Annotated in this window: 18 protein-coding genes; 14 read left to right on the top strand and 4 right to left on the bottom strand. The window is 75.7% G+C overall.

Translation table 11 applies throughout. The annotated features are described in order from the left end of the window. Positions 1-20 precede the first annotated feature (20 nt). The gene (ppdK, locus tag A2CP1_RS21085) at positions 21-2,906 is read left to right on the top strand and encodes a pyruvate, phosphate dikinase (protein ID WP_015935218.1); all 2,886 of its coding nucleotides are present in this window, start codon (positions 21-23) and stop codon (positions 2,904-2,906) included. A gap of 120 nt (positions 2,907-3,026) precedes the next feature. Then, positions 3,027-4,280, top strand: coding sequence for a penicillin-binding transpeptidase domain-containing protein (locus A2CP1_RS21080; protein ID WP_015935217.1), 1,254 nt, complete (start codon positions 3,027-3,029; stop codon positions 4,278-4,280). 1 nt (position 4,281) lies between these two features. On the opposite strand, the gene A2CP1_RS21075 is transcribed toward A2CP1_RS21080, so the two are convergent. Further along, on the bottom strand, positions 4,282-5,355 hold the full coding sequence (locus tag A2CP1_RS21075) for an HNH endonuclease (RefSeq protein WP_015935216.1): 1,074 nt from the start codon (positions 5,353-5,355) through the stop codon (positions 4,282-4,284). 616 nt (positions 5,356-5,971) lie between these two features. Then, positions 5,972-7,084 carry a DUF4388 domain-containing protein gene (locus A2CP1_RS21070; protein WP_041450574.1) on the bottom strand — a complete coding sequence of 371 codons (1,113 nt, stop codon included), beginning with the start codon at positions 7,082-7,084 and terminating at the stop codon, positions 5,972-5,974. Between the two features lie 65 nt (positions 7,085-7,149). Between A2CP1_RS21070 and A2CP1_RS21065 the strand changes: the two genes are divergently transcribed. From A2CP1_RS21065 to A2CP1_RS21020, 10 genes are all read left to right on the top strand, one after another. Continuing rightward, positions 7,150-7,755 carry a TlpA family protein disulfide reductase gene (locus A2CP1_RS21065; protein ID WP_015935214.1) on the top strand — a complete coding sequence of 202 codons (606 nt, stop codon included), beginning with the start codon at positions 7,150-7,152 and terminating at the stop codon, positions 7,753-7,755. A gap of 213 nt (positions 7,756-7,968) precedes the next feature. After that, positions 7,969-8,958: an NAD(P)H-dependent amine dehydrogenase family protein gene (locus A2CP1_RS21060; RefSeq protein ID WP_015935213.1), complete on the top strand. Its 990-nt coding sequence runs from the start codon at positions 7,969-7,971 to the stop codon at positions 8,956-8,958. A gap of 12 nt (positions 8,959-8,970) precedes the next feature. Then, complete coding sequence (locus tag A2CP1_RS21055) at positions 8,971-9,405, top strand: MaoC family dehydratase N-terminal domain-containing protein (protein ID WP_012528110.1); 435 nt, start codon at positions 8,971-8,973, stop codon at positions 9,403-9,405. 7 nt (positions 9,406-9,412) lie between these two features. Beyond that, on the top strand, positions 9,413-10,411 hold the full coding sequence (locus A2CP1_RS21050; RefSeq protein WP_015935212.1) for a MaoC family dehydratase: 999 nt from the start codon (positions 9,413-9,415) through the stop codon (positions 10,409-10,411). A 28-nt stretch (positions 10,412-10,439) separates the two neighbouring features. Further along, positions 10,440-11,330, top strand: coding sequence for a TRAP transporter TatT component family protein (locus A2CP1_RS21045; protein ID WP_015935211.1), 891 nt, complete (start codon positions 10,440-10,442; stop codon positions 11,328-11,330). A gap of 9 nt (positions 11,331-11,339) precedes the next feature. Beyond that, positions 11,340-12,212 (top strand): LolA family protein, encoded by an 873-nt coding sequence (locus tag A2CP1_RS21040; protein ID WP_015935210.1) that lies wholly within the window; start codon positions 11,340-11,342, stop codon positions 12,210-12,212. Positions 12,213-12,331: 119 nt separating this feature from the next. Further along, complete coding sequence (locus tag A2CP1_RS21035) at positions 12,332-13,033, top strand: MotA/TolQ/ExbB proton channel family protein (RefSeq protein WP_012528106.1); 702 nt, start codon at positions 12,332-12,334, stop codon at positions 13,031-13,033. Positions 13,034-13,036: 3 nt separating this feature from the next. Beyond that, complete coding sequence (locus tag A2CP1_RS21030) at positions 13,037-13,513, top strand: ExbD/TolR family protein (RefSeq protein ID WP_015935209.1); 477 nt, start codon at positions 13,037-13,039, stop codon at positions 13,511-13,513. 80 nt (positions 13,514-13,593) lie between these two features. Beyond that, positions 13,594-15,114 carry a GspE/PulE/PilB domain-containing protein gene (locus A2CP1_RS21025; RefSeq protein ID WP_015935208.1) on the top strand — a complete coding sequence of 507 codons (1,521 nt, stop codon included), beginning with the start codon at positions 13,594-13,596 and terminating at the stop codon, positions 15,112-15,114. Between the two features lie 65 nt (positions 15,115-15,179). Further along, positions 15,180-16,463, top strand: a complete 1,284-nt coding sequence (locus A2CP1_RS21020; RefSeq protein WP_012633848.1) for an IS1182-like element ISAde2 family transposase — start codon at positions 15,180-15,182, stop codon at positions 16,461-16,463. 342 nt (positions 16,464-16,805) lie between these two features. Here A2CP1_RS21020 and apaG read toward each other — a convergent pair whose 3' ends face one another. Then, complete coding sequence (apaG, locus tag A2CP1_RS21015; RefSeq protein ID WP_015935207.1) at positions 16,806-17,183, bottom strand: Co2+/Mg2+ efflux protein ApaG; 378 nt, start codon at positions 17,181-17,183, stop codon at positions 16,806-16,808. A 47-nt stretch (positions 17,184-17,230) separates the two neighbouring features. Here apaG and A2CP1_RS21010 point away from each other — a divergent pair, with 47 nt between their 5' ends. Together A2CP1_RS21010 and A2CP1_RS21005 are read left to right on the top strand one after the other, a co-directional pair. After that, positions 17,231-18,097 (top strand): helical backbone metal receptor, encoded by an 867-nt coding sequence (locus A2CP1_RS21010; protein WP_015935206.1) that lies wholly within the window; start codon positions 17,231-17,233, stop codon positions 18,095-18,097. A gap of 10 nt (positions 18,098-18,107) precedes the next feature. Next, on the top strand, positions 18,108-18,938 hold the full coding sequence (locus A2CP1_RS21005; RefSeq protein WP_245529885.1) for an SIR2 family NAD-dependent protein deacylase: 831 nt from the start codon (positions 18,108-18,110) through the stop codon (positions 18,936-18,938). Between the two features lie 12 nt (positions 18,939-18,950). On the opposite strand, the gene A2CP1_RS21000 is transcribed toward A2CP1_RS21005, so the two are convergent. Continuing rightward, the gene (locus A2CP1_RS21000; RefSeq protein ID WP_015935204.1) at positions 18,951-19,478 is read right to left on the bottom strand and encodes a gamma-glutamylcyclotransferase family protein; all 528 of its coding nucleotides are present in this window, start codon (positions 19,476-19,478) and stop codon (positions 18,951-18,953) included. Positions 19,479-19,486: the final 8 nt, after the last annotated feature.

Raw genomic sequence — 19,486 nt, 5'->3', positions numbered from 1 at the left:
TTCCCATCTCGAGGTGACGCATGGCGGCGAAGCGCATCTACGCCTTCGGCGGCGGCAGGGCCGAGGGGAACAAGGACATGAAGGACCTGCTCGGCGGGAAGGGCGCCGGGCTGGCGGAGATGTCGAACATCGGCATCCCGGTGCCGCCCGGCTTCACCATCACCACCGAGGTCTGCGCCGAGTACTACAAGGCCGGCCAGAAGCTGCCGAAGGCGCTCGAGCCCGAGCTGAAGGCGGCGCTGCGCAAGGTGGAGGCGCTCACCGGCAAGGGCTTCGGCGACCCGTCCGACCCGCTGCTCGTCTCGGTCCGCTCCGGCGCGCGCGCGTCGATGCCCGGCATGATGGACACGGTCCTCAACCTCGGGCTGAACGACGCCACGGTGGCGGGGCTGGCGGCCCGCGCGTCGAACCCGCGCTTCGCCTGGGACAGCTACCGCCGCTTCGTGGCGATGTTCGGCGACGTCGTGCTGGGCCTGAAGCCCGAGCGCAAGGAGGACCGCGATCCGTTCGAGGTGATCCTCGACGCGAAGAAGCACGCGCACGGCGTGAAGTACGACAAGGACCTGCCGGTCGAGGCGCTCCGCGAGCTGGTGGCCGAGTTCAAGGCGGAGATCCGGCGGCGCAAGGGCGTCGAGTTCCCGGAGGCGCCCTACGAGCAGCTCCTCGCCGCCATCGGCGCGGTCTTCCGCTCCTGGAACAACGATCGGGCCATCGCCTACCGGCAGCTGAACGGGATCCCGGCCGAGTGGGGCACCGCGGTCTCGGTCCAGTCGATGGTGTTCGGGAACATGGGCGACGACTCCGGCACCGGGGTCGCGTTCACCCGCAACCCCGCCACCGGCGAGGACGAGTTCTACGGCGAGTTCCTGGTGAACGCGCAGGGCGAGGACGTGGTCGCCGGCATCCGGACGCCGCAGAAGATCTCCGAGCTGAAGGAGCGCTGGCCGGAGGTGGCGCGCCAGCTCGAGGACGCGCGCGAGACGCTGGAGCGCCACTACCGCGACATGCAGGACATCGAGTTCACCATCGAGCGCGGGCGCCTGTACCTGCTGCAGACGCGCAGCGGCAAGCGGACCGGGCTCGCGGCGGTGCGCATCGCGGTGGAGATGGCCGAGGAGCGGCTCATCGGGCGCGACGAGGCGGTGCTGCGCGTCGAGCCGGAGGCGCTCAACCACCTGCTCCGCCCGGTGTTCGACGCCGAGGCGAAGGCGGCGGCGGTGAAGGGCGGGCGCGGGCTCGCGAAGGGGCTGCCGGCCGGCCCGGGCGCCGCGAGCGGCAAGCTGGTGTTCTTCGCGCAGGACGCGGCGGCGTGGCACGCGCGCGGCGAGCCGGTGATCCTGGCCCGCCACGAGACCAGCCCGGAGGACATCCGCGGCATGGCCGCGGCGGAGGGCTTCCTCACCGCGTTCGGCGGCATGACCTCGCACGCGGCGCTGGTGGCGCGGCAGATGGGCAAGGTCGCGATCGTGGGCTGCGGCGCGCTCGAGTTCGACTACCACGCGCGCACCATGACCGTGGAGACCGCCGGCGGCGCGAAGGTGCTGAAGGAGGGCGACTGGCTCTCCATCGACGGCACCGCCGGCGAGGTGATCGAGGGCCGCCTCGACACGCGGCCGTCGGAGGTGATGGCGGTGCTGGTGGAGGGCGGGCTCGAGCCGAAGGACGCGCCCACCTACCAGCGCTTCGCGAAGCTGCTCTCCTGGGCCGACGCGGCCCGCCGGCTCCGGGTGCGGGCCAACGCCGACCAGCCGGACCAGGCGCGCGTGGCGGTCGCGTTCGGCGCGCAGGGCATCGGCCTGTGCCGCACCGAGCACATGTTCTTCGGCGAGGGGAAGATCGGCCCGATGCGCGAGATGATCGTGGCCGAGACGCACGAGGACCGCCGCAAGGCGCTCGCGAAGCTCCTGCCCGTCCAGCGCGAGGACTTCCGGGGGCTGTTCCTGGAGATGGCGGGGCGGCCCGTGACCATCCGCACGCTGGATCCGCCGCTGCACGAGTTCCTCCCGCACGAGGAGCAGGGCATCGCGCAGCTGGCGCGCGACACCGGGCGCACCGTCGAGGAGATCCGCGCGCAGATCGCGGACCTGGTCGAGTCGAACCCCATGCTCGGCCACCGCGGCTGCCGGCTCGGGATCAGCCACCCCGAGATCACCGAGATGCAGGCGCGCGCCATCTTCGAGGCCGCCTGCGACGCCGCCGAGCAGGGCGTGAAGGTCGAGCCGGAGGTGATGATCCCGCTCGTCGCCTCGGTGAAGGAGCTGGACGACCAGGCCGGCGTGGTGCGGCGGGTGGCGGAGGACGTGTTCGCCCGGCGTGGCCGCAAGGTGCGCTACCTGGTGGGGACGATGATCGAGGTGCCGCGCGGCGCGCTCACCGCCGCCGAGATCGCGCGCACCGCCGAGTTCTTCTCGTTCGGCACGAACGACCTCACCCAGACCACGTTCGGCCTGTCGCGCGACGACACGGGCCCGGTGCTGCAGACCTACCTCGCGAAGGAGATCCTGCCCGTCGACCCGTTCGTCTCGGTGGACCAGGACGGCGTGGGCGCGCTCATGAAGATCGCGGTCGCCGGCGGGCGGGCCACCCGGCCCGGCCTGAAGCTCGGCATCTGCGGCGAGCACGGCGGCGACCCGGCCTCGGTGGAGTTCTGCCACCGCATCGGGCTCGATTACGTCTCCTGCTCGCCCTACCGGCTCCCCATCGCGCGGCTCGCCGCGGCGCAGGCGGCGCTCCGCGAGCGCGCGCAGGAGAGCAAGGCGGGCGACGGGAGCGCGAAGCGCGCGCGCAACGGGAAGGCGAAGCCCGCGCGCGCGGCGAAGGCGTCCCCGCGGCGGGCGCGGAACGCCGCGATCGCGGTCCCGCGGGCACGCAAGGGCGCCGGACGCCGGCCCCGGGCGCGCGCGTAGCGGCGGACGTCGGATCGGGGGCGGAGCCCGGGCGAGGCGGTGGTCCTCGCCCGAACGCTCCGTATTTTGACGCGGGCGGCCGCGTGGGGCACACTGCGCCCGTCTCCCGCCTCCGGTCCGATGAAGCACTCCAAGCTCTCCGTCTGGCTCCTCCCCGCGAGCGCGCTCGTGCTCGCGGGACTGGCCGCCCCGCGCCCCGAGCCCGCCCACGCGGCGGCCCCGGCGGCGAGCGCCGCGGCCGGGACCCCTACTTCCACCTCCACCCCCGCCGCCGCCGAGCGGACAGCGCCGCTCGGGGAGCCCCGCTACGACGCCGCGCTGGGCCGATGGGTCGCGCCGCTCGGGCAGGGGCGGGCGGTGCTGACGATCGATCCGCGCCTGCAGGCGCGCCTCGAGCGCACGCTCGCGTCGAACGCCGTGCCCTGGGGCGTGACCGTCCTCATCGAGCCCGCCACCGGCCGCGTGCTCGCCATGGCCGAGCACTCGGAGGCCGAGCCCGCGCGCAAGGGGCTCGCGCGCGCCGCCCTGGCGCCCGCCGCCAGCATCTTCAAGATCGTGACCACCGCCGCGCTGCTCGAGCGCGGCGTCCGCCCCGATGACGAGGTCTGCTACCACGGCGGCAAGCGCCGCCTGCAGCCCAAGCTCCTCGCCGACGACCCGCGCCGCGACAGCCGCTGCCTCAGCCTCACCTCCGCGCTCGGCCACAGCGCCAACGTCGTGTTCGCGAAGCTCGCCGGCCGCGACCTCGGCGCCGCCGAGCTGCGCACCGCCGCCGGCCGGTTCCTGTTCGGCGAGCCCATCCCCTTCGCGCTGCCCGTGGAGGTCTCGCCCGCGCCCATCCCCGAGGATCCCTTCGAGCTCGCGAACACCGCCGCCGGCTTCGGCCCCGTGCGGCTGTCCCCCCTGCACGCCGCGCTCCTCGCCGCCACCGTCGCGAACGGCGGCGTGTTCGTCCCGCCCTCGCTGGTGGAGGAGGCCGACGGCGCCTCCCCGCCCGTGCCCCCCGCGCCCTGGCGCGTGATCGACGAGCAGGTCGCCGGCGCGCTCGCCGAGGCCATGCGCAGCACCGTGACCGAGGGCACCGCCCGCAAGGTGTTCCGCCGCGGCGGCCCCGGCTCGCTCCGTGGCGTCGAGGTGGCCGGCAAGACCGGCTCGCTGACCGACCCGTCGCCGTACCGCGACTACTCCTGGTTCGTCGGCTACGCGCCGCTGGATCGTCCCGAGGTCGCCGTCGCGACCCTGGTGGTGAACGGCCAGAAGTGGCGGACCCGCGCCACCGCCGTGGCCCGCGACGCGCTCGAGGCGTACTTCTCGAACCGCGTCGCCAGCGCTGCCGCGCCCGGCCTGCGGACCGCGAAGGCCCCGGCGCCCTGAGTCATCCGGACCGGCGCCAGCCGCCCGCGTAGGCGTCCACGAGCGCGTCCCCGAGGACCCGCCGGGCTTCATCGAGGTTGTGGCCACGACAGCGGATGCGAAGGTTGTCCGCCGTCGAGGCCCCGCCGCACGCGCGCGGAAGGATGTGGTCCAGCTCGAGCCGGTGCGTCGACCCGCAGCGCTCCCCCGACGCGAGGAGGAAGGTGCACCGCCCGCCGTCGCGGGCCCAGACCTCGCGGCGAACGTGGGCAGGAATGTGGTCCGGCCGCGTGGAGGGACGGACGGTCTTCTGCGGCCGAGCCGTGAGCCCCTTGCGCCGTTCACGATCGGCGATGAGCAGATCGAGCGCCGCCTCGAGGACGTTCTCGCGGCTGGCGCCGGGCATGGAGTGCGAGAGCGCGTCCCGCGCGGCGTCGAGCTTCTTCAAGAATGCCTTGGAGACGGTGAGGTGCATGCGCGCCGAATCCCCGTCGAGCCAGTCGACCGAGCCGGGCTTCGCAGCACGCGGCGCCGCTCGCAGGTCGACAGGCTCACTGCGAGCGGGTTCTACAGGAGCCGCGATCTCGACCCGGTTGGGTGCATTTGGTTCGGGCGCCCGAAATAGAACCGGCGCTGCGCCAGGCGCCGTCACCGCCGCCGGCACAGCCGCCGCCCGGATCGGCACGACGACCTCGCGCCGAGGCGGGTTCTCCACGGGCCGGATCGAGGCAGCCACCTCCGCCGCATCCCGGCTCGACAGCCCGTAGAACCGCGGCAGGACCTCCGCGCAGTTTTCGGCCGTCACCACCTTCGCCAACTCGCACACCGACGACAGGCACAACTTCCCGTCCCGAAGCGCACCCTCGATCGCCGGGTACCGCTGGATGAGCTCCGCCGCCGTCTTCCGGTACTGCGCCGCGCCGGCCGACAGCCCCAGCTCACGCCGGAGGAACGAGAACAGCGACGTGTGCCCGCGCTGCTGCCAAAGGCCCCGCCGGTCGAACTCCGCCAGCGCCACCAGGAACTCCGCCATGGCGTGCCGCTCGGAACGGAGCAGGGAGACGAGACGCTTCGTGAACTCGGCTGCGTTGTCCATGCACGAAGCATCGCACGCGGATTTCGCCCTCCGTAAAACGCACCAGGACCGCCCCAGACGCACGAACGCGCCCAAGGTCCCGCGACCCCTCCGCACCTTCTTCAGCGCCTCAGCCGCGCCCCGCGAGCGCACCAGGCCCCTGCGTCCCAGCGATTCCGCTCGCGTAGGCCGCTCCCCGCTCCAACCCCGTCAAGCCCGCTGAGCGTTCCCGTTGGGCCGCAAGCATTCAGTCACTCACCGTGACAGCCTCTTGCGCGCGCCAGGTCCGCGCCCCGCGCCCCGCGTCCCACCCCACGAGCCTCTCGCAAGCCGATCCCCGCGGCCCCGGCCCCGGCCAACCAACCCCGCCCCCGACCCAGCCACCCCCTCAAAGCCCATCCCCCGCCCGCGGTTCGACAAGCTCACCACGAGCGGGCATCAGCCCACCACGAGCGGGCATCAGCCCACCACGAGCGGGCATCAGCCCACCACGAGCGGGCATCAGCCCACCACGAGCGGGCATCAGCCCACCACGAGCGGGCATCAGCCCACCACGAGCGGGCATCAGCCCACCACGAGCGGGCATCAGCCCACCACGAGCGGGCATCAGCTCACCACGAGCCGCATCCGTCCGCCTTCACCACCCCACCAACCCCGAATCCGCGAACCTCCGCAGCGCCTTCAGCACGTCCAGCTCGCGCATCGGCGCCGCGCGCACCAGCTCGGCCACGCTGCGCTTCCCGTCGCACCGCGAGAGCAGGTACCGATCCGCCGCCGGCAGCCGCATGCGCGCCAGATCCGGCGCCGACACCTGCGCCGCCGGCCGGAGCGTTCCTCCGAGCAGCTCCGCCTGGAGCCGCTCCCCGAGCACCGCCTCCGCCTCCGCCCGCGCCGCGCGCGCGGGCGCCCACGCCGGCGCCAGCTCGGCCGCGCGCGCGGCCGCCAGCTCCGCCTCGTCCGCGCGCCCGTCGGCGAGCAGCCCGCGGGCGCGCTCCACCAGCTCCGCCGCCTCGCGCTCCACCGCGACGGCGCCCACCTCCGGCGCGGGCGCGGCGGCGCGGAGCACGCCCTGGTTCGCGAGCGCGTAGAGCCGCTGGTGCAGGTGGAAGTCGGTGGCGTTGAGCGCGAGGCCGACCTCGTCGATGGTCTTCCCGGCGCGCGCCAGCGCGAGCAGCCGCCCGTCCACCGTGCCGGGCGCGAGGCCCGGCGGCACGCGCGCCTCGTCCACCTCCAGCGTGGCGGCGCCGCTCGGGAACTGCGCGCGGAACGCGCTCCACGCGGTGGCGCGGAACTCCGCCTCGCGCGCGATCTCGGCGAGCGGCACCTCCGGATCGAGCTCGTCCACGGCGGCCGGCGGCGCGTCGTCGAACGTGAACACCCCCGAGTCCCACAGGAACACGTCGAGCAGCGTCTCGCGGATCTTGATGGCGAGCACCTCGCGCACCGTCTCCGGCGCCACCAGGCCCACCATGACGAGCACCCGGCCCAGCCGGACGCGCGTCTGCTCCTGCGTCTCGAACGCCTTCTGCAGCTGCGCCTCGGTGAGGTGGCCGTAGTTGACGAGCAGCTGGCCGAGGAACTCGCGCGGATCGTTGGACGCGGCCGCCACCGCCGCGCCGCCGCGGAGCTGCAGCGTCTTGCGCACCGAGCCGCGCTCGCAGGTGAGCGCGCCGGTCATGGCGCGCCGCGCGAGCAGCTCCACCAGCTCGCCGAGCGGGAGCACCGCGAAGCTGCCCATGAGGCCGCGCACGCGCGGAGTGTGTACCGGGCGGCGCGCTGGCGGCAAGGCGGCCCCTCGTGTAAGAACTTCCCGCCATGAGCACCCGGTCCGTCCGCCCGGCCGCCGCCCTCGCCGCCCTCGTTGCGCTGGTGGGGCTCGCCGCCTGCAAGGAGTCCCGCCCCGCCGTCTCCCAGGCCGAGCTCGATCGCTTCGGGATCGAGCGCGCCACGTCGGTGCCGGCGCCGCCCATCGAGCTCATCTCGCTCGACGGCACCCGGTTCTCGCTGGCGAGCGCGAAGGGGCAGGTGGTGTTCGTGAACTTCTGGGCCACCTGGTGCCCGCCCTGCCGCACCGAGATGCCCTCGATGCTGGCCCTCGGTCGGGAGCTGGAGGCGAAGTACCCGGGCAAGTTCCGGATGGTCGCGGTCTCGGTCGACGAGGCCTGGGACCCCGTGCGCGAGTTCATCTCCGCGCCTCCCTACATGGGGTCGACCGCCGGGGCCACGGTGGTGCTCGACGCGGACCAGTCGGTCACGATGCGCTACTACTGCGCCGCCCGCGGCGGCTGCCCGGACTCGTACAAGTTCCCCGAGTCGTACATCGTCGGGAAGGACGGGAAGCTCGTCTCGATGGTGATCGGGCCGCGCGAGTGGTCGGTCCCGGTGGCGCGCGCCTACCTCGAGCAGCTCATCGGGTCCTGAGCCGGCCCCGTCCTTTCCCAGCAAAGCCCGCAGGTTGACTCGGTGCGCCCTGCACCCCGCGTGATTGCGCGCGCACATCCACCCCCGCACGGCTCGGCGGGGCCCGCTGCCCGGAATTCTTGATAGGCCCCGATCACGTGCACTATAAATGCCCGTGAATCTTTGAAGATCCGGCGATCGACGCCACGTCGCCCGGGTCCTCCGGAGGGGCGTTTGGACGCGCGCGGCATCCCGGTGGTGGTGATGGGCCTCGGCGAGATCGGACGGGCGATCGCCCGCGCCGTGATCGCCCGTCCGGACCTCGAGCTGGTCGGCGCGGTGGACTCCGGCGCCTCGCTGGCCGGCCGGCCGCTCGGCGAGCTGCTGGGGGTCCCCGCGCCCGCCCTGAAGATCGCGGCGGACCCGAAGGCGGCGTTCGCCGCGGCGAAGGGGGGCGTGCTGCTGCTCGCGACCGCGAGCACGCTCGACGCCGTCCGCCCCGACCTCGAGCGCGCGGTGCGCGCCGGGCTCTCGGTGGTGTCCACCTGCGAGGAGCTCGCGTACCCGTGGCTGCGCCACGAGGAGGCCGCCGACGCGCTCGACGCGCTCTGCGAGCAGCGCAACGTGGCCGTGCTCGGCACCGGCGCGAACCCGGGCTTCGTGCTCGACCGGCTGGCCGCGGTGCTCGGGCACGCGACCGGCCCGGTGCGCCACGTGCGCGGCCTGCGGGTGGTGGACGCGTCGAAGCGGCGCGCGGCGCTGCTGCGGAAGATCGGCGCCGGCCTCGACGAGGACGCGTTCCACGAGGCCGCCGAGCGCGGCGAGGTCGGGCACGTGGGCCTGGCCGAGTCGGCCGCGCTCGCCGCCACCGGCCTCGGGCTCGGGGTGGACGAGGTGGACGAGGAGCTCGCGCCGCTGGTCGCGGAGGAGGACGCGCGCGGCGGCCCGGTGCCGGTCCGGCGCGGGCAGGTGGCGGGCTTCACGCAGGTCGCGCGCGTGTTCGCCGAGGAGCGCGAGGTGGTGCGGCTCGAGCTGACCATCGCGGTGGACGCGGACGACCCGCGCGACGAGGTCGAGCTGGACGCGGACCCGCCGCTCCGGCTGGTGGTGCCGGGCGGCATCCCCGGCGACGCCGCCACCGCCGCGGCGGTGGTGAACGCGGCGGCGGCGGTGACGGAGCTGCGCGGGCTGGTCACGGTGCTCGACCTGCCCGCGGGCCGGTGAACGAGAGGGCGCATGCTCGACAGATCGCTGATCGGCAGGGAGAGCGAGCCGGTGGTCCACGAGGTGGAGCGCGGCGCGATCCGCCGCTTCGCCGAGGCGCTCGGCGACCCCAACCCGCTCTACCAGGACGAGGCCGTCGCCCGCGCCGCCGGCTTCCCGGCGCTGGTCGCCCCGCCGACGTTCCCGGCGGCGCTCACCTCCAACGAGCGCTTCCGCCACTCGCTCGACCTCGGAACGCGCTCGGTGCTGCACGGCGAGCAGCAGCTCGAGTACGCCCGGCCGCTGGTGGCCGGCGACCGCATCACCGTGGTGACCCGGGTGGCCGACGTGCAGGAGCGCGCCGGCGCGAGCGGCCCCACCGACGTCCTCGTGCTCGAGGACGAGGGCCGCGACCCGGAGGGCAAGGTGGTGTTCCGGTCGCGCGAGACGCTGCTGCTGCGCCGCTGAGGGGACGATGACGCTCACCGCACGCCAGCTCTACTTCGAGGCGGTCAAGGTGGGGGACGAGCTGCCCCCGCTGGTGAAGCCGCCGGTGGACCGCCTGCAGATCGCGCGCTACGCCGGCGCGGCGCAGGACTGGAACCCGCTCTGCATCGACGAGGTCCACGCGAAGAACGCCGGGTTCCCCAGCGCGCTCGCCCCCGGCATGCTCAGCATGGGCTTCCTGGGCGAGCTGGTGATGGACTGGGTGCGCGGCGCGCGGCTGCGCCGGTTCCAGGCGCGGTTCGTCAAGATCGTGTGGCCCGGCGACGTGCTCACGGTGCGCGGCCGCGTGGTGGACCGGCGCTTCGAGGAGGGCGGCCGCTACGCGGTGGACATCGAGACCTGGGCCGAGAACCACCGCGGGGAGCTGGTGGTGCGCGGCCTCGCCTCGTTCCAGCTCTACTACAGCGCCGACGACGAGACCCGGCAGCGCGCCGGGCAGGCGCCGCTGGTGGTGACGCCGGCCGAGGAGGAGGCGCGGCTCGCGAAGCTGTCGCGCGCGCAGCCGCCGCGCCCGGCGCCGGTCACCGGGCGGTCGCTGGCGCCGCCGCGTCCGCTCGCGCCGCCCCCGGCGCCGCAGCGGCCCGCCCCGCCCGCCGGTGCCCGCCCCGCGCCGGCGCCCGCCGCGGCGCCGCGTCCCCCCGCCGCCGCGCCGGCCCGGCCCGGCGCCGCCCCGTCGCGCCCCGCACAGCCGCCGCGCCCGGCGACGCAGGCCGCGCGCCCGCCCGCGCCCGCCGCGCGTCCGGCGCCCGGCGCGCGCCCCGCGTCCGCCACCCGTGCACCGGCGGCGGCCGTGAAGGCGAAGCGCCCCGCCGCGCCTGCTCGCCCCGCCGCGAAGCGCCCCGCCGCCGGGAACGCCAAGGGGCCGGCGCGGCCGCACCCGGCGAAGCGCCCGGCCCGCAAGGAGAAGGCGGCCGGCGCCCGCGCCCGCGCCCCCGGCCGCAAGCCGGGCGGGAAGAAGCGGCGGTGACGTCCGCCGCCGGCCGGAGCCACGCACCGTGAACGCCTCCCGGACCCCCCTGGCCGCCCTCGCGGCCGCGGCCGCCGTGGCGCTGGCCGGGCCCGCGTGCCGGCGCGCCGCAGAGGCGCCGCCGCCCGCGTCGCCCGACGCCGCGCGCGCCGCCGCCGAGCGCTACGAGCAGGCGCTCGCGGAGGGCGACCGCGCCTACGCCGATCGCGACGAGCCGGCCCGCCTCGCCGAGGCGATCGCCGCCTACGGGCGCGCCGCCACGGTCCGCCCCCGCGATCCGGGCCCCGAGCTGCGCATCGCGCGCGCCGAGGCGTTCGCCGGCCTCGCCGCCGAGGATCCCGCGCGCGCCCGGCAGGCCTGGGACGCATCCGCGCGGGCGGCGGAGCGGGCGCTGCGGGCGCTCTCGCCGGCGTGGGCGCAGGCCATCGACCAAGGCGACGATCCGGCCGCCGCCGCCGCGCGGGTGGAGGCGCCCGGGGCGGAGGCGCTCTACTGGCTCGCGCTCGGGTCGATGCGCTCGGCCCAGACGAGCGGCTACGCCGCGGTCCTCGCGGTGAAGGACGCGACGCTCGCCATGATGTCGCGCACCGCCGCGCTCGACGAGCGCGTGGACGCGGCCGGCCCGCACCGCGCCCTGGGCGCCTGGCGCGCGGCGCTCCCGGTCGCGGCCGGCGGGGGCGCGGCCGCGGCGCGGGCCCACTTCGATCGCGCGCGGGCGCTGTTCCCCGCCGAGCCGCTGGCCCGCGTCGCCGAGGCCGAGACCTACGCGGTCCTGGTCCAGGATCGCGCGCTGTTCGAGCGGCTGCTCGGCGAGGTGCTCGCGCCGGGCGACGGGGGCGACCCGGATCGCGCCCCGGAGCGCGGGGTGGCGCGCCGCCGGGCGAAGGCGCTGCTGGAGCGCGCCGGCCGGCTGTTCTAGATCCCGCCGATGCCCACCCGAGCCCGCATCGCCCTCGCGCCCTCCCGCCTCGCCGCGCTCGCGCTCGCCGCGCTGGCCACCGCCGGCTGCCGCCCACGCGTGCCGCCCCCCGACCTGTCGCTCGACCCGGCCGCGCTGCTCGCGCAGGTCCAGGCGGCGCAGGGGAGGGTGCGCGCGGTGCGCGGCGAGGCCCGCGTCGCGGTGGACGCGCAGGGGCAGTCGGGCACCGTCTCGCAGTTCGTGGCGGCGGAGGTGCCGGACCGGCTGCACCTCGAGACGCTCGACTTCTTCGGGAACGTGGCCGCCGTGCTGGTCGCGGCCGACGGGCGCTTCTCGCTGTACGACGCGCGGAGCAAGGTGCTCTACCGCGGCGAGGCGACCCCCGAGAACCTGGCGCGCCTGGTGCCGCTGCCGCTCACGGCGGGCGAGCTGGTGCGGATCCTGTGCGGCGGCGCGCCGCTCCTCGACGGCCGGCCCGCCGCCGCCGAGCCCGGCGCCGGCCACGTCGCGCTCACGCTCGAGGCGGGCCCGTGGGCGCAGGTGCTGCGGATCGGGCGGGGCGCGGCGGTGGAGCGCTCCTGGCGCACGGTCGAGGGGGGCGGGCCGGGCGAATACGACCTCGCCTTCGGCGCGTTCTCGCCCGCGAGCGAGGGGCGCTTCCCGTCCGAGGTGAAGCTGCGCTCGGAGCGCCCGCGCGTCCGGCTCGAGCTGCGCTGGCGGGAGGTGGAGGTGAACCCCGCCCTCGATCCCGGCCTGTTCCGGCTGGACCCGCCGCGCGGCGCGCGCGTGGTCGAGCTGGACGAGCGCTCTGCCCCGCCGCCGCCGGACCTGTTCCGCGCCGAGCCGGCGCCCGCTCCCGGGTCCCCCGGCCGGGCCGACTGACAGGCGTCAGGGGGAATGCGCGCGGGCCCCCGCGCGTTCGCCGCCGAGGGACCGAGAAGCCCCCCGCCGGCGCGAGGCCGCGGTTAGACTCCCTCCGTTCCCCACCCCGGAGACGCACCTTGGACACCAGCCTCGTCGGCATCATGAAGACCGGCAGCGCGTCGATGTGGATCATCGTCGCGTGCTCGGTCATCGCGCTCGCGGTCGCCATCGAGCGCGGCATCGCGCTCTGGGGCTTCACCGCCCGGGCGAAGAGCCTGGCCGACGCGGTGACCCGCGCGCTGTACCGGGGCGACCTCGAGGACGGGCGCGCGCAGTGCGAGCGCTCCGGCTCGCCGGCGGCCGACGTGTTCCTGGCCGGCCTGGTGGCGGTGGCGCCGCGGCCGGGCCCCGGCGGCCGGGCCCCGGCGCCCACCGCCGAGAAGATCGCCGCGGCGGTGGAGCGCGAGCGCCAGCAGGTGAACCTGAAGCTCCGCCGCAACCTGTGGATCCTCGGCACCGTCGGCGCCACCGCGCCGTTCGTGGGCCTGTTCGGCACCGTGGTCGGCATCATGCACGCGTTCCGCCAGATGGCCGCCACCGGGCAGGGCGGCTTCACGGTGGTGGCGGCCGGCATCTCCGAGGCGCTCGTCACCACCGCGGGCGGCATCGCGGTGGCGATCGAGGCGGTGGTGATCTTCAACTTCCTCAACGTGCACGTGCAGAAGCTCGCGCTGCAGCTCCGCCTGCTCACCGAGGAGTACCTCGAGATCGTGAAGGAGGTCCTCGCGGGCGGCGCCCGCCCGCAGGAGCCCGCGGCCCGCAGCGCCGGGGAGGGCTAGCGCATGGCGCTCGGCGGACCCTCGAGCGGCGACGGCGGCGAGGACGAGGTCGGCGGCGGGATCTTCGCCGACATCAACATCACGCCGCTCACCGACATCTTCCTCGTCCTCCTCATCATCTTCATGGTGACGACCACGGCGATCGCCGAGGCCGGCCAGGAGAAGGGCGGCTTCAAGGTGAACCTGCCGAAGGGCGGGAAGGGCGAGGCTTCGCAGATCCCGCAGGACCTGGCGGTGGCGGTGCTCGCCGACGGGCGCGCGGTGGTGGGCGGGAAGGTGCTCGCCGACGACGCGCTCACCGCCGCGTTCGCCGAGGCGGCCGGCCGCAACGCGGAGCTGGTGGTGCTGGTGCAGGCGGACGAGGGCGTGCCGCACGGCCGGGTGGTGCAGGTGATGGAGCTCGCCCGCGGCGCCGGCCTGAGCCGGCTGGCCATCGCCACCCGCGCGGACGCCGCGTCCGGTGGCGGCGGTGGCCGCTGAGCGCATGTAGGCGGATGGGCGTCGCGCGCGCCCCGAGGGGCTCGACCCGCCGTGCGGGGCGAAGGTAGGATCCGCCGCGCATGGACGCCATCGGGAAGAGGCGGCTCGGGGAGCTCCTGCTCGAGGCGGGCGTCATCGACGCCACGCAGCTGCAGTCCGCGCTCGGGCACCAGCGCCAGTGGGGCGTCCGGCTCGGCCAGGCGCTCGTGGACCTGAAGCTCGCGGGCGAGGCGGACATCGTCCAGGCGCTGTCGCGCAAGTACGGCTACGAGGTGGCGCACCTCGACGCGCTCGAGCCGTACGCGCTGGAGCTGGCGCTGCGCCTCGTGCCGCGCGAGTTCGCGCTGCGCAACAACGTCTTCCCGCTCGGCGCCGACACCGGCACGCTCGCGGTGGCGATGTCCGATCCCACCAACCTGGCGGTGGTGGACGAGCTGCGCTTCCGCACCGGGCGAAAGGTGAAGGTGTGCATCGGCGGCGATCGCGAGATCGCGGCCGCGGTGAGGGACCGGTACCCGCACGACCACGCCATCGAGGCGATCGCGCTCGACCTCGACGCCGACGACCCGCCCGGCGAGGCGGTGCTCGACCCGTTCGGCGGCGGCTCGAAGGACGCGCTGGAGGCGTTCTTCGGCAGCGGCGCCGCCGCAGCCGCCCCCCGCCCTGCCGCACCCCGGGCCGCGCCGCCGCCCGGCGCCGCGCCCCCCACCGACGCTGCGTCCGCCGCCGCGCCGCGCCCCGCCGGCGCCGCGGTGGCGGCGCCGCCCGCGCCGCGGCCGCCCGGCCCCGCCGCCGCGCCCGCCCCGGGGTTCGGCCCGGCGATCCCGCCGCAGGCGCGGCCCGCGCCCGCCCCGGGGTCGGCCCAGGCCATCCCGCCGCAGGCGCGACCCGCGCCCGCTGCCCCGCCGCGCCCCGGGCCGCCGCCCGGCGCCGCGGGTCGCGTCCCCGCCGGCCCCACCCGTCCGCTCCCGCCGCCCGGCGCGCTGGCGCCCCCGGGCGCCCGGCCTCCCGGCGCGTCCGCCTTCCGCCCCCCGCCGCCCGCGCCCGCCGGCGCCGTCCGCCCCGGCCACGCGCCGCAGCCGATCCCGCGCCCTGCCGGCGCGCCCCCGGCACCACCGGCGGCCCGTCCCGCCCCCGCGCCCGCCCCCGCCCCCGCCGCGCCGGCGCGCGCCGCCCCGCTGCCGGCCGCACCCTCGCCGTCCGCACCATTGCCGTCCGCACCGCTGCCGTCTGCACCGCTGCCGTCCGCACCATCGCCGGCCGCCCCGCGCGCGCTCGCCGCCCCCCTGTCACCCGGCCTCTCGCTCGAGCTCGAGGATCACCCGGGGCCCGAGGAGGTGGAGGCCGCGCGGGCGGCGCTGCTCGGCGCCATCCCGCAGGAGGGGCTGGGCACGCTCACGCCGGTGCCGATGGCCGACCCGTCGCCGTTCACCGACGGTGAGCGCGCCATCCTGTCGGCGCTGGAGCGCCTCGCCGCCGGCGCGCCCGCCGAGCCGGAGATCGTGAAGCCCGCGCAGGCGATGGCGGCGCTGTTCCGCGCGCTCCTGAAGCGCGGGCTGCTCACCGAGCGCGACCTGCTCGACGAGCTGGTCCGGCGCTGAGAGAGCGTGAAGGAATCGGCCGGTGCCCCATGGACTGTGGCCGCCGGCCGTGATCTTCTCGGGGCGTGAGCGAACACGACGCGCCGCGGGTGGTGAGGCCGGTCCGAAATCAACTCTCGCTGCAGCCGACGGACCTCGAAGCGCTGGTCCCGGACGAGCACCCGGTTCGCGCCATCTGGACGTTGGTCGAGCGGCTGGACCTGTCGGCGTTCTACGACGAGATCGCGTCGCGCGGCAGCAATGCTGGGCGGCCAGCGACGGACCCGGCGGTGCTGCTCGCGCTGTGGCTGTTCGCCAACTCGGAGGGCGTGGGGAGCGCGCGGTTGCTCGAGCGGCTGTGCGAGCGGGACGCGCCCTACCGCTGGATCTGCGGCGGGGTGCCGGTGAACCACCATACGCTCGCCGACTTTCGCGTGGAGCACGGGAAGAAGCTCGACCGGCTCATGACGCAGGTGCTGGCCGCGCTCATGAAGGAAGGCGTGGTGCAGCTCCGGCGCGTGGCGCAGGACGGGATGAAGGTCCGGGCGAGCGCCGGCGCGGCGAGCTTCCGGCGTCGTCAGTCACTGGAGCGCTGCCGCAAAGAAGCCGAGGAACAGGTCCGAAAGCTCAGGCGCGAGATCGAGAGCGATCCGTCAGCTTCGACGAAGCGTGTGCAGGCTGCGAAGGAGCGGGCCGCGCAAGCTCGGCTCGATGCCGTCGAGGCCGCACTTGCGGAGGTCGAAGTCGTCGAGAAGCAGCGCGTCGAGCGAGACGAGAAGAAGCCCTCGGACGCGAGGCGTCGCGGCGAGATCCGCGTCAGCACCACGGACGCGGAGAGCCGCGTGATGAAGATGGCGGACGGTGGGTTCCGGCCCGCCTACAACGTGCAGTTCGCGACGGACGAGAGCGGTGTCATCGTGGGCACCGACGTCACGAACAACGGTACCGACCAGCCGCACGTCGTGCCGATGCTCGACGAGATCCGGCGCCGAACGGGCGAGACGCCACGCGAGTACCTGGTCGACGGTGGCTTCGTGACGCTCGACAACATCGAGGCCATCGCAGAGCGGGGCGCGACTCCGTATGCGCCGCTGCCGAAGCCGAAGAGCAAAGCCGTCGATCCGCACGCTCCGAAGCGCAACGACACACCTGCGATCGGGGCCTGGCGCGTGCGGATGGGGACAGAGGACGCCAAGCGCGTCTACGTGCAGCGCGGCGTCCTCGCCGAGAGGACGAACGCAGATCTCCGTGTGCACCGGCGACTCGACCGGCTGAACGTCCGAGGGCTGGTAAAGGTGAAGACGATCGTGCTGCTCGCCGCGATCAGCTTCAACATCATGCGTCTCATCGCGAGCAGACTCTCGGCCTAATCGCCTCCGGACGGGACTCCCGGCGCCGGACCGAGCTCCGCCGGCTGAACGAGCCCTCCGACGCCCCCGCGTCCCCGAAGGTGGGCGCGCTCGACCCCGGGCGCCTGCCCGCGCCGCACCCGCAGCGCGGACGGATTACTTCACGGTCCCTGAGAGCACGTGAACCCATCCCCTCCCGTCGCCGCGGCGGCCGATCCGCGTCGCATCGCGTCGTTGCTCCTCCCTCGCATGCCTCGGGGCATGCTCGGTCGTCGCGCCTCGCGCTGCTCGCGTCTCGACCGCCTGGCTCGGTCCGGGGATGGATTCACGCGCTCTGAGCGGCGCCCGCCGGCGCCGTCGCGATCAGTTCAGCGAGCCCGGCACGACCAGCGGGAACGGCGCGATGGTGGCGTCGAACGCCTGCCCGTCGTCGCGCACCATCCGGTAGGTGCCGCGCATCGAGCCGTGCGGCGTCTTCAGCACGCAGAAGCTGGTGTACTCGAAGTGCTCGCCGGGCTCGAGGTGGGGCTGCTGGCCGACCACGCCGTCGCCCACCACCTCCTCGCGCTCGCCGCTCGCGTCGAGGATGATCCAGCGGCGCGACACGAGCTGCGCCGGGACCTCGCCCTGGTTCGCGATCCGCACCGTGTACGAGAACAGGAACCGCCCGGGCTCGGAGCGCTCGGGCCGGAACGTGCTGCGGACGGTGACCTCGATGCCTTCGGTGACGGCGGTGGACACGCCCACCCCTTATAACCGGGGTGCGCCGTCGCGCCAGGGGGCCCAACGTGGATCTCGCCGCGCTCCTCTCGCAGGCCCCGCCGCACCCCCGCCGCGTGGTGTGCCTCACCGAGGAGACCACCGAGACGCTCTACCGCATCGGCGCGGGCGACCTGGTGGTGGGCGTCTCCGGGTTCACCGTCCGTCCACCCGAGGCCCGCCGCAAGCCGCGGGTGAGCGCGTTCCTGTCCGCCGACGGGGACGCGATCGCGGCGCTCCGGCCGGACCTGGTGGTCGGCTTCTCCGACCTTCAGGCCGACGTCGCTCGCGACCTGGTGCGGCGCGGGATCCCGGTGCTGGTCACGAACCAGCGCTCGGTGGCGGAGATCCTCCAGACGCTCCGGCTGGTCACCGCCGCGGTGGGCCGCGCCGAGGCGGGGGAGGCGCTCGCGGCCGAGCTCGAGGCCGGCCTGGCGCGGGTGGCGGAGTCGGCGGCCGCGCTGCCCCGGCGCCCGCGCGTGTTCTTCGAGGAGTGGCCGGACCCGCTCATCGCCGGGATCCGCTGGGTCTCGGAGCTGCTGGAGCTGGCCGGCGCCGACGACGTGTGCGCGGAGACCCGCGCCTCGCACGCGGCCAGGGGCCGGATCGTCGCCGCGGAGGAGGTGGCGCGGCGCGCGCCGGACGCGGTGGTGGCGAGCTGGTGCGGGAAGAAGGCCCGCCGCGAGGTGATCCGGGCGCGGCCGGGGTGGTCGGAGGTCCCGGCGGTGCGGGAGGACCAGCTCTACGAGGTGCGGAGCGCGATCATCCTGCAGCCCGGCCCGGCCGCCCTCACCGACGGGGTGCGCGCGCTCGCCGGCATCGTGGCCGCGGTGGCGCGCGGCGAGCGGCTGCCGGCCCGCCGCGAGGGGGAGCTGCGGGGTCCGCCGGCGGGCTAACATGGACGGCATGGCGACCGCGGGGCTCGAGGCGAAGCTGGAGCGCATCCTGGCCGAGGTGCGGGGGTCGGGCGGGAAGGTGGTGGCGCTCACCGGCGCCGGGATCTCGGCGGAGAGCGGCATCCCCACGTTCCGCGGCGCGGAGGGCTACTGGGTGGTCGGCTCCCGCAACTACATGCCGCAGGAGATGGCCACGCGGGAGATGTTCGAGGCCGCGCCGGACGAGGTGTGGCGCTGGTACCTGTACCGGTTCGGCGTGTGCCGCGACGCCCGGCCGAACCCGGGGCACGAGGCGCTGGTGCGGCTCGAGGCGGCGCTGGGCGAGCGGTTCACGCTCGTCACGCAGAACATCGACGGGCTGCACCGCCGGGCCGGCTCGCGCCGCGTGTTCTGCATCCACGGCGACGCCGCCTACGTCCGCTGCGCGGCGGAGTGCGGCGTCGGGCTGCTGGACCTGCCGGCGATGGCGCCGCGCCGCAAGGACGACCCGTTCACCGAGCGCGAGCGCTCCCAGCTCTCCTGCCCCGCCTGCGGCGGCTGGCTGCGCCCGCACGTGCTCTGGTTCGACGAGTATTACGACGAGGCGAACTACCGGATGGACAGCGCCGTCCGCGCTGCCGAGGCGGCCGACCTGCTCCTGGTGGTCGGCACGAGCGGCGCCACCAACCTGCCCATGCAGATCGGCCGCATCGCGTTCCACCGCGGCGCGGCGCTGGTGGACGTGAACCCCGAGGAGAACCCGTTCGCCGAGCTGGCCGCCCGGTCGGAGCGCGGCTTCTTCGCGCGCGGCAGCGCCTGCGCGCGCCTCCCCGGGATCGTGGCGGCGCTCGGCGCCGGGTAGCGGGCGCGGCGGTCAGCGCGCCGGGCGCAGCGCCTCGAGCTTGCGGATCCACGCGTCGGACAGCCCGGCGGCGCGCGCGCCGCGGATCACCGCCTCGAGGTAGGCGGGCGAGGGCGGCGCGTCTCGCGCCAGGCGGCGGTCCGGCGCGGCGCGGAACGCGACGGCGCGCGCCGCGGACCCGTCCGCCAGCCGGAGCGTCACCTCCTGCGGCGCGTACAGCCCGGAGATGACGCCCTCCTTGTGCTCGACCATCCCGCGCGCCACGCCGGGCAGCGCGAGCGCCAGCCCCTCCACCGCCTCCCCCTCCGCCTCCGCCAGGCTCGCCACCGCGCCGCCCCAGAAGCGCGACACGACGTCGAACGCGAGCCGGAAGCCGGGGAGCGCCGCGGGCCGGCCCTGCCCGAGGTCGGGGGGCGCGTAGCCGTGATCGCGCGCCCAGGCGGCGAACGCCTCGGGATCGAGCGAGGAGCCGTACACGAACCAGGTGAAGGGCTGCGCGGCGCTGGCCTCGTGCGCCTTGCCGACGACGGGGAGGGACATGGGCCTCC

The sequence above is a fragment of the Anaeromyxobacter dehalogenans 2CP-1 genome (assembly GCF_000022145.1).
In the GTDB taxonomy this organism is placed as follows: Bacteria; Myxococcota; Myxococcia; order Myxococcales; family Anaeromyxobacteraceae; genus Anaeromyxobacter; species Anaeromyxobacter dehalogenans.
The sequence above is the reverse complement of the archived record's forward strand: the minus strand, read 5'-3'. Positions and strand labels throughout refer to the sequence as shown.

Coding starts and splice junctions, on each gene's coding strand:
- ppdK (WP_015935218.1), top strand. CDS start 21: ATGGCGGCGAAGCGCATCTACGCCTTCGGCGGCGGCAGGGCCGAGGGG.
- A2CP1_RS21080 (WP_015935217.1), top strand. CDS start 3,027: ATGAAGCACTCCAAGCTCTCCGTCTGGCTCCTCCCCGCGAGCGCGCTC.
- A2CP1_RS21075 (WP_015935216.1), bottom strand. CDS start 5,355: ATGGACAACGCAGCCGAGTTCACGAAGCGTCTCGTCTCCCTGCTCCGT.
- A2CP1_RS21065 (WP_015935214.1), top strand. CDS start 7,150: ATGAGCACCCGGTCCGTCCGCCCGGCCGCCGCCCTCGCCGCCCTCGTT.
- A2CP1_RS21055 (WP_012528110.1), top strand. CDS start 8,971: ATGCTCGACAGATCGCTGATCGGCAGGGAGAGCGAGCCGGTGGTCCAC.
- A2CP1_RS21050 (WP_015935212.1), top strand. CDS start 9,413: ATGACGCTCACCGCACGCCAGCTCTACTTCGAGGCGGTCAAGGTGGGG.
- A2CP1_RS21040 (WP_015935210.1), top strand. CDS start 11,340: ATGCCCACCCGAGCCCGCATCGCCCTCGCGCCCTCCCGCCTCGCCGCG.
- A2CP1_RS21030 (WP_015935209.1), top strand. CDS start 13,037: ATGGCGCTCGGCGGACCCTCGAGCGGCGACGGCGGCGAGGACGAGGTC.
- A2CP1_RS21025 (WP_015935208.1), top strand. CDS start 13,594: ATGGACGCCATCGGGAAGAGGCGGCTCGGGGAGCTCCTGCTCGAGGCG.
- A2CP1_RS21005 (WP_245529885.1), top strand. CDS start 18,108: ATGGCGACCGCGGGGCTCGAGGCGAAGCTGGAGCGCATCCTGGCCGAG.
- A2CP1_RS21000 (WP_015935204.1), bottom strand. CDS start 19,478: ATGTCCCTCCCCGTCGTCGGCAAGGCGCACGAGGCCAGCGCCGCGCAG.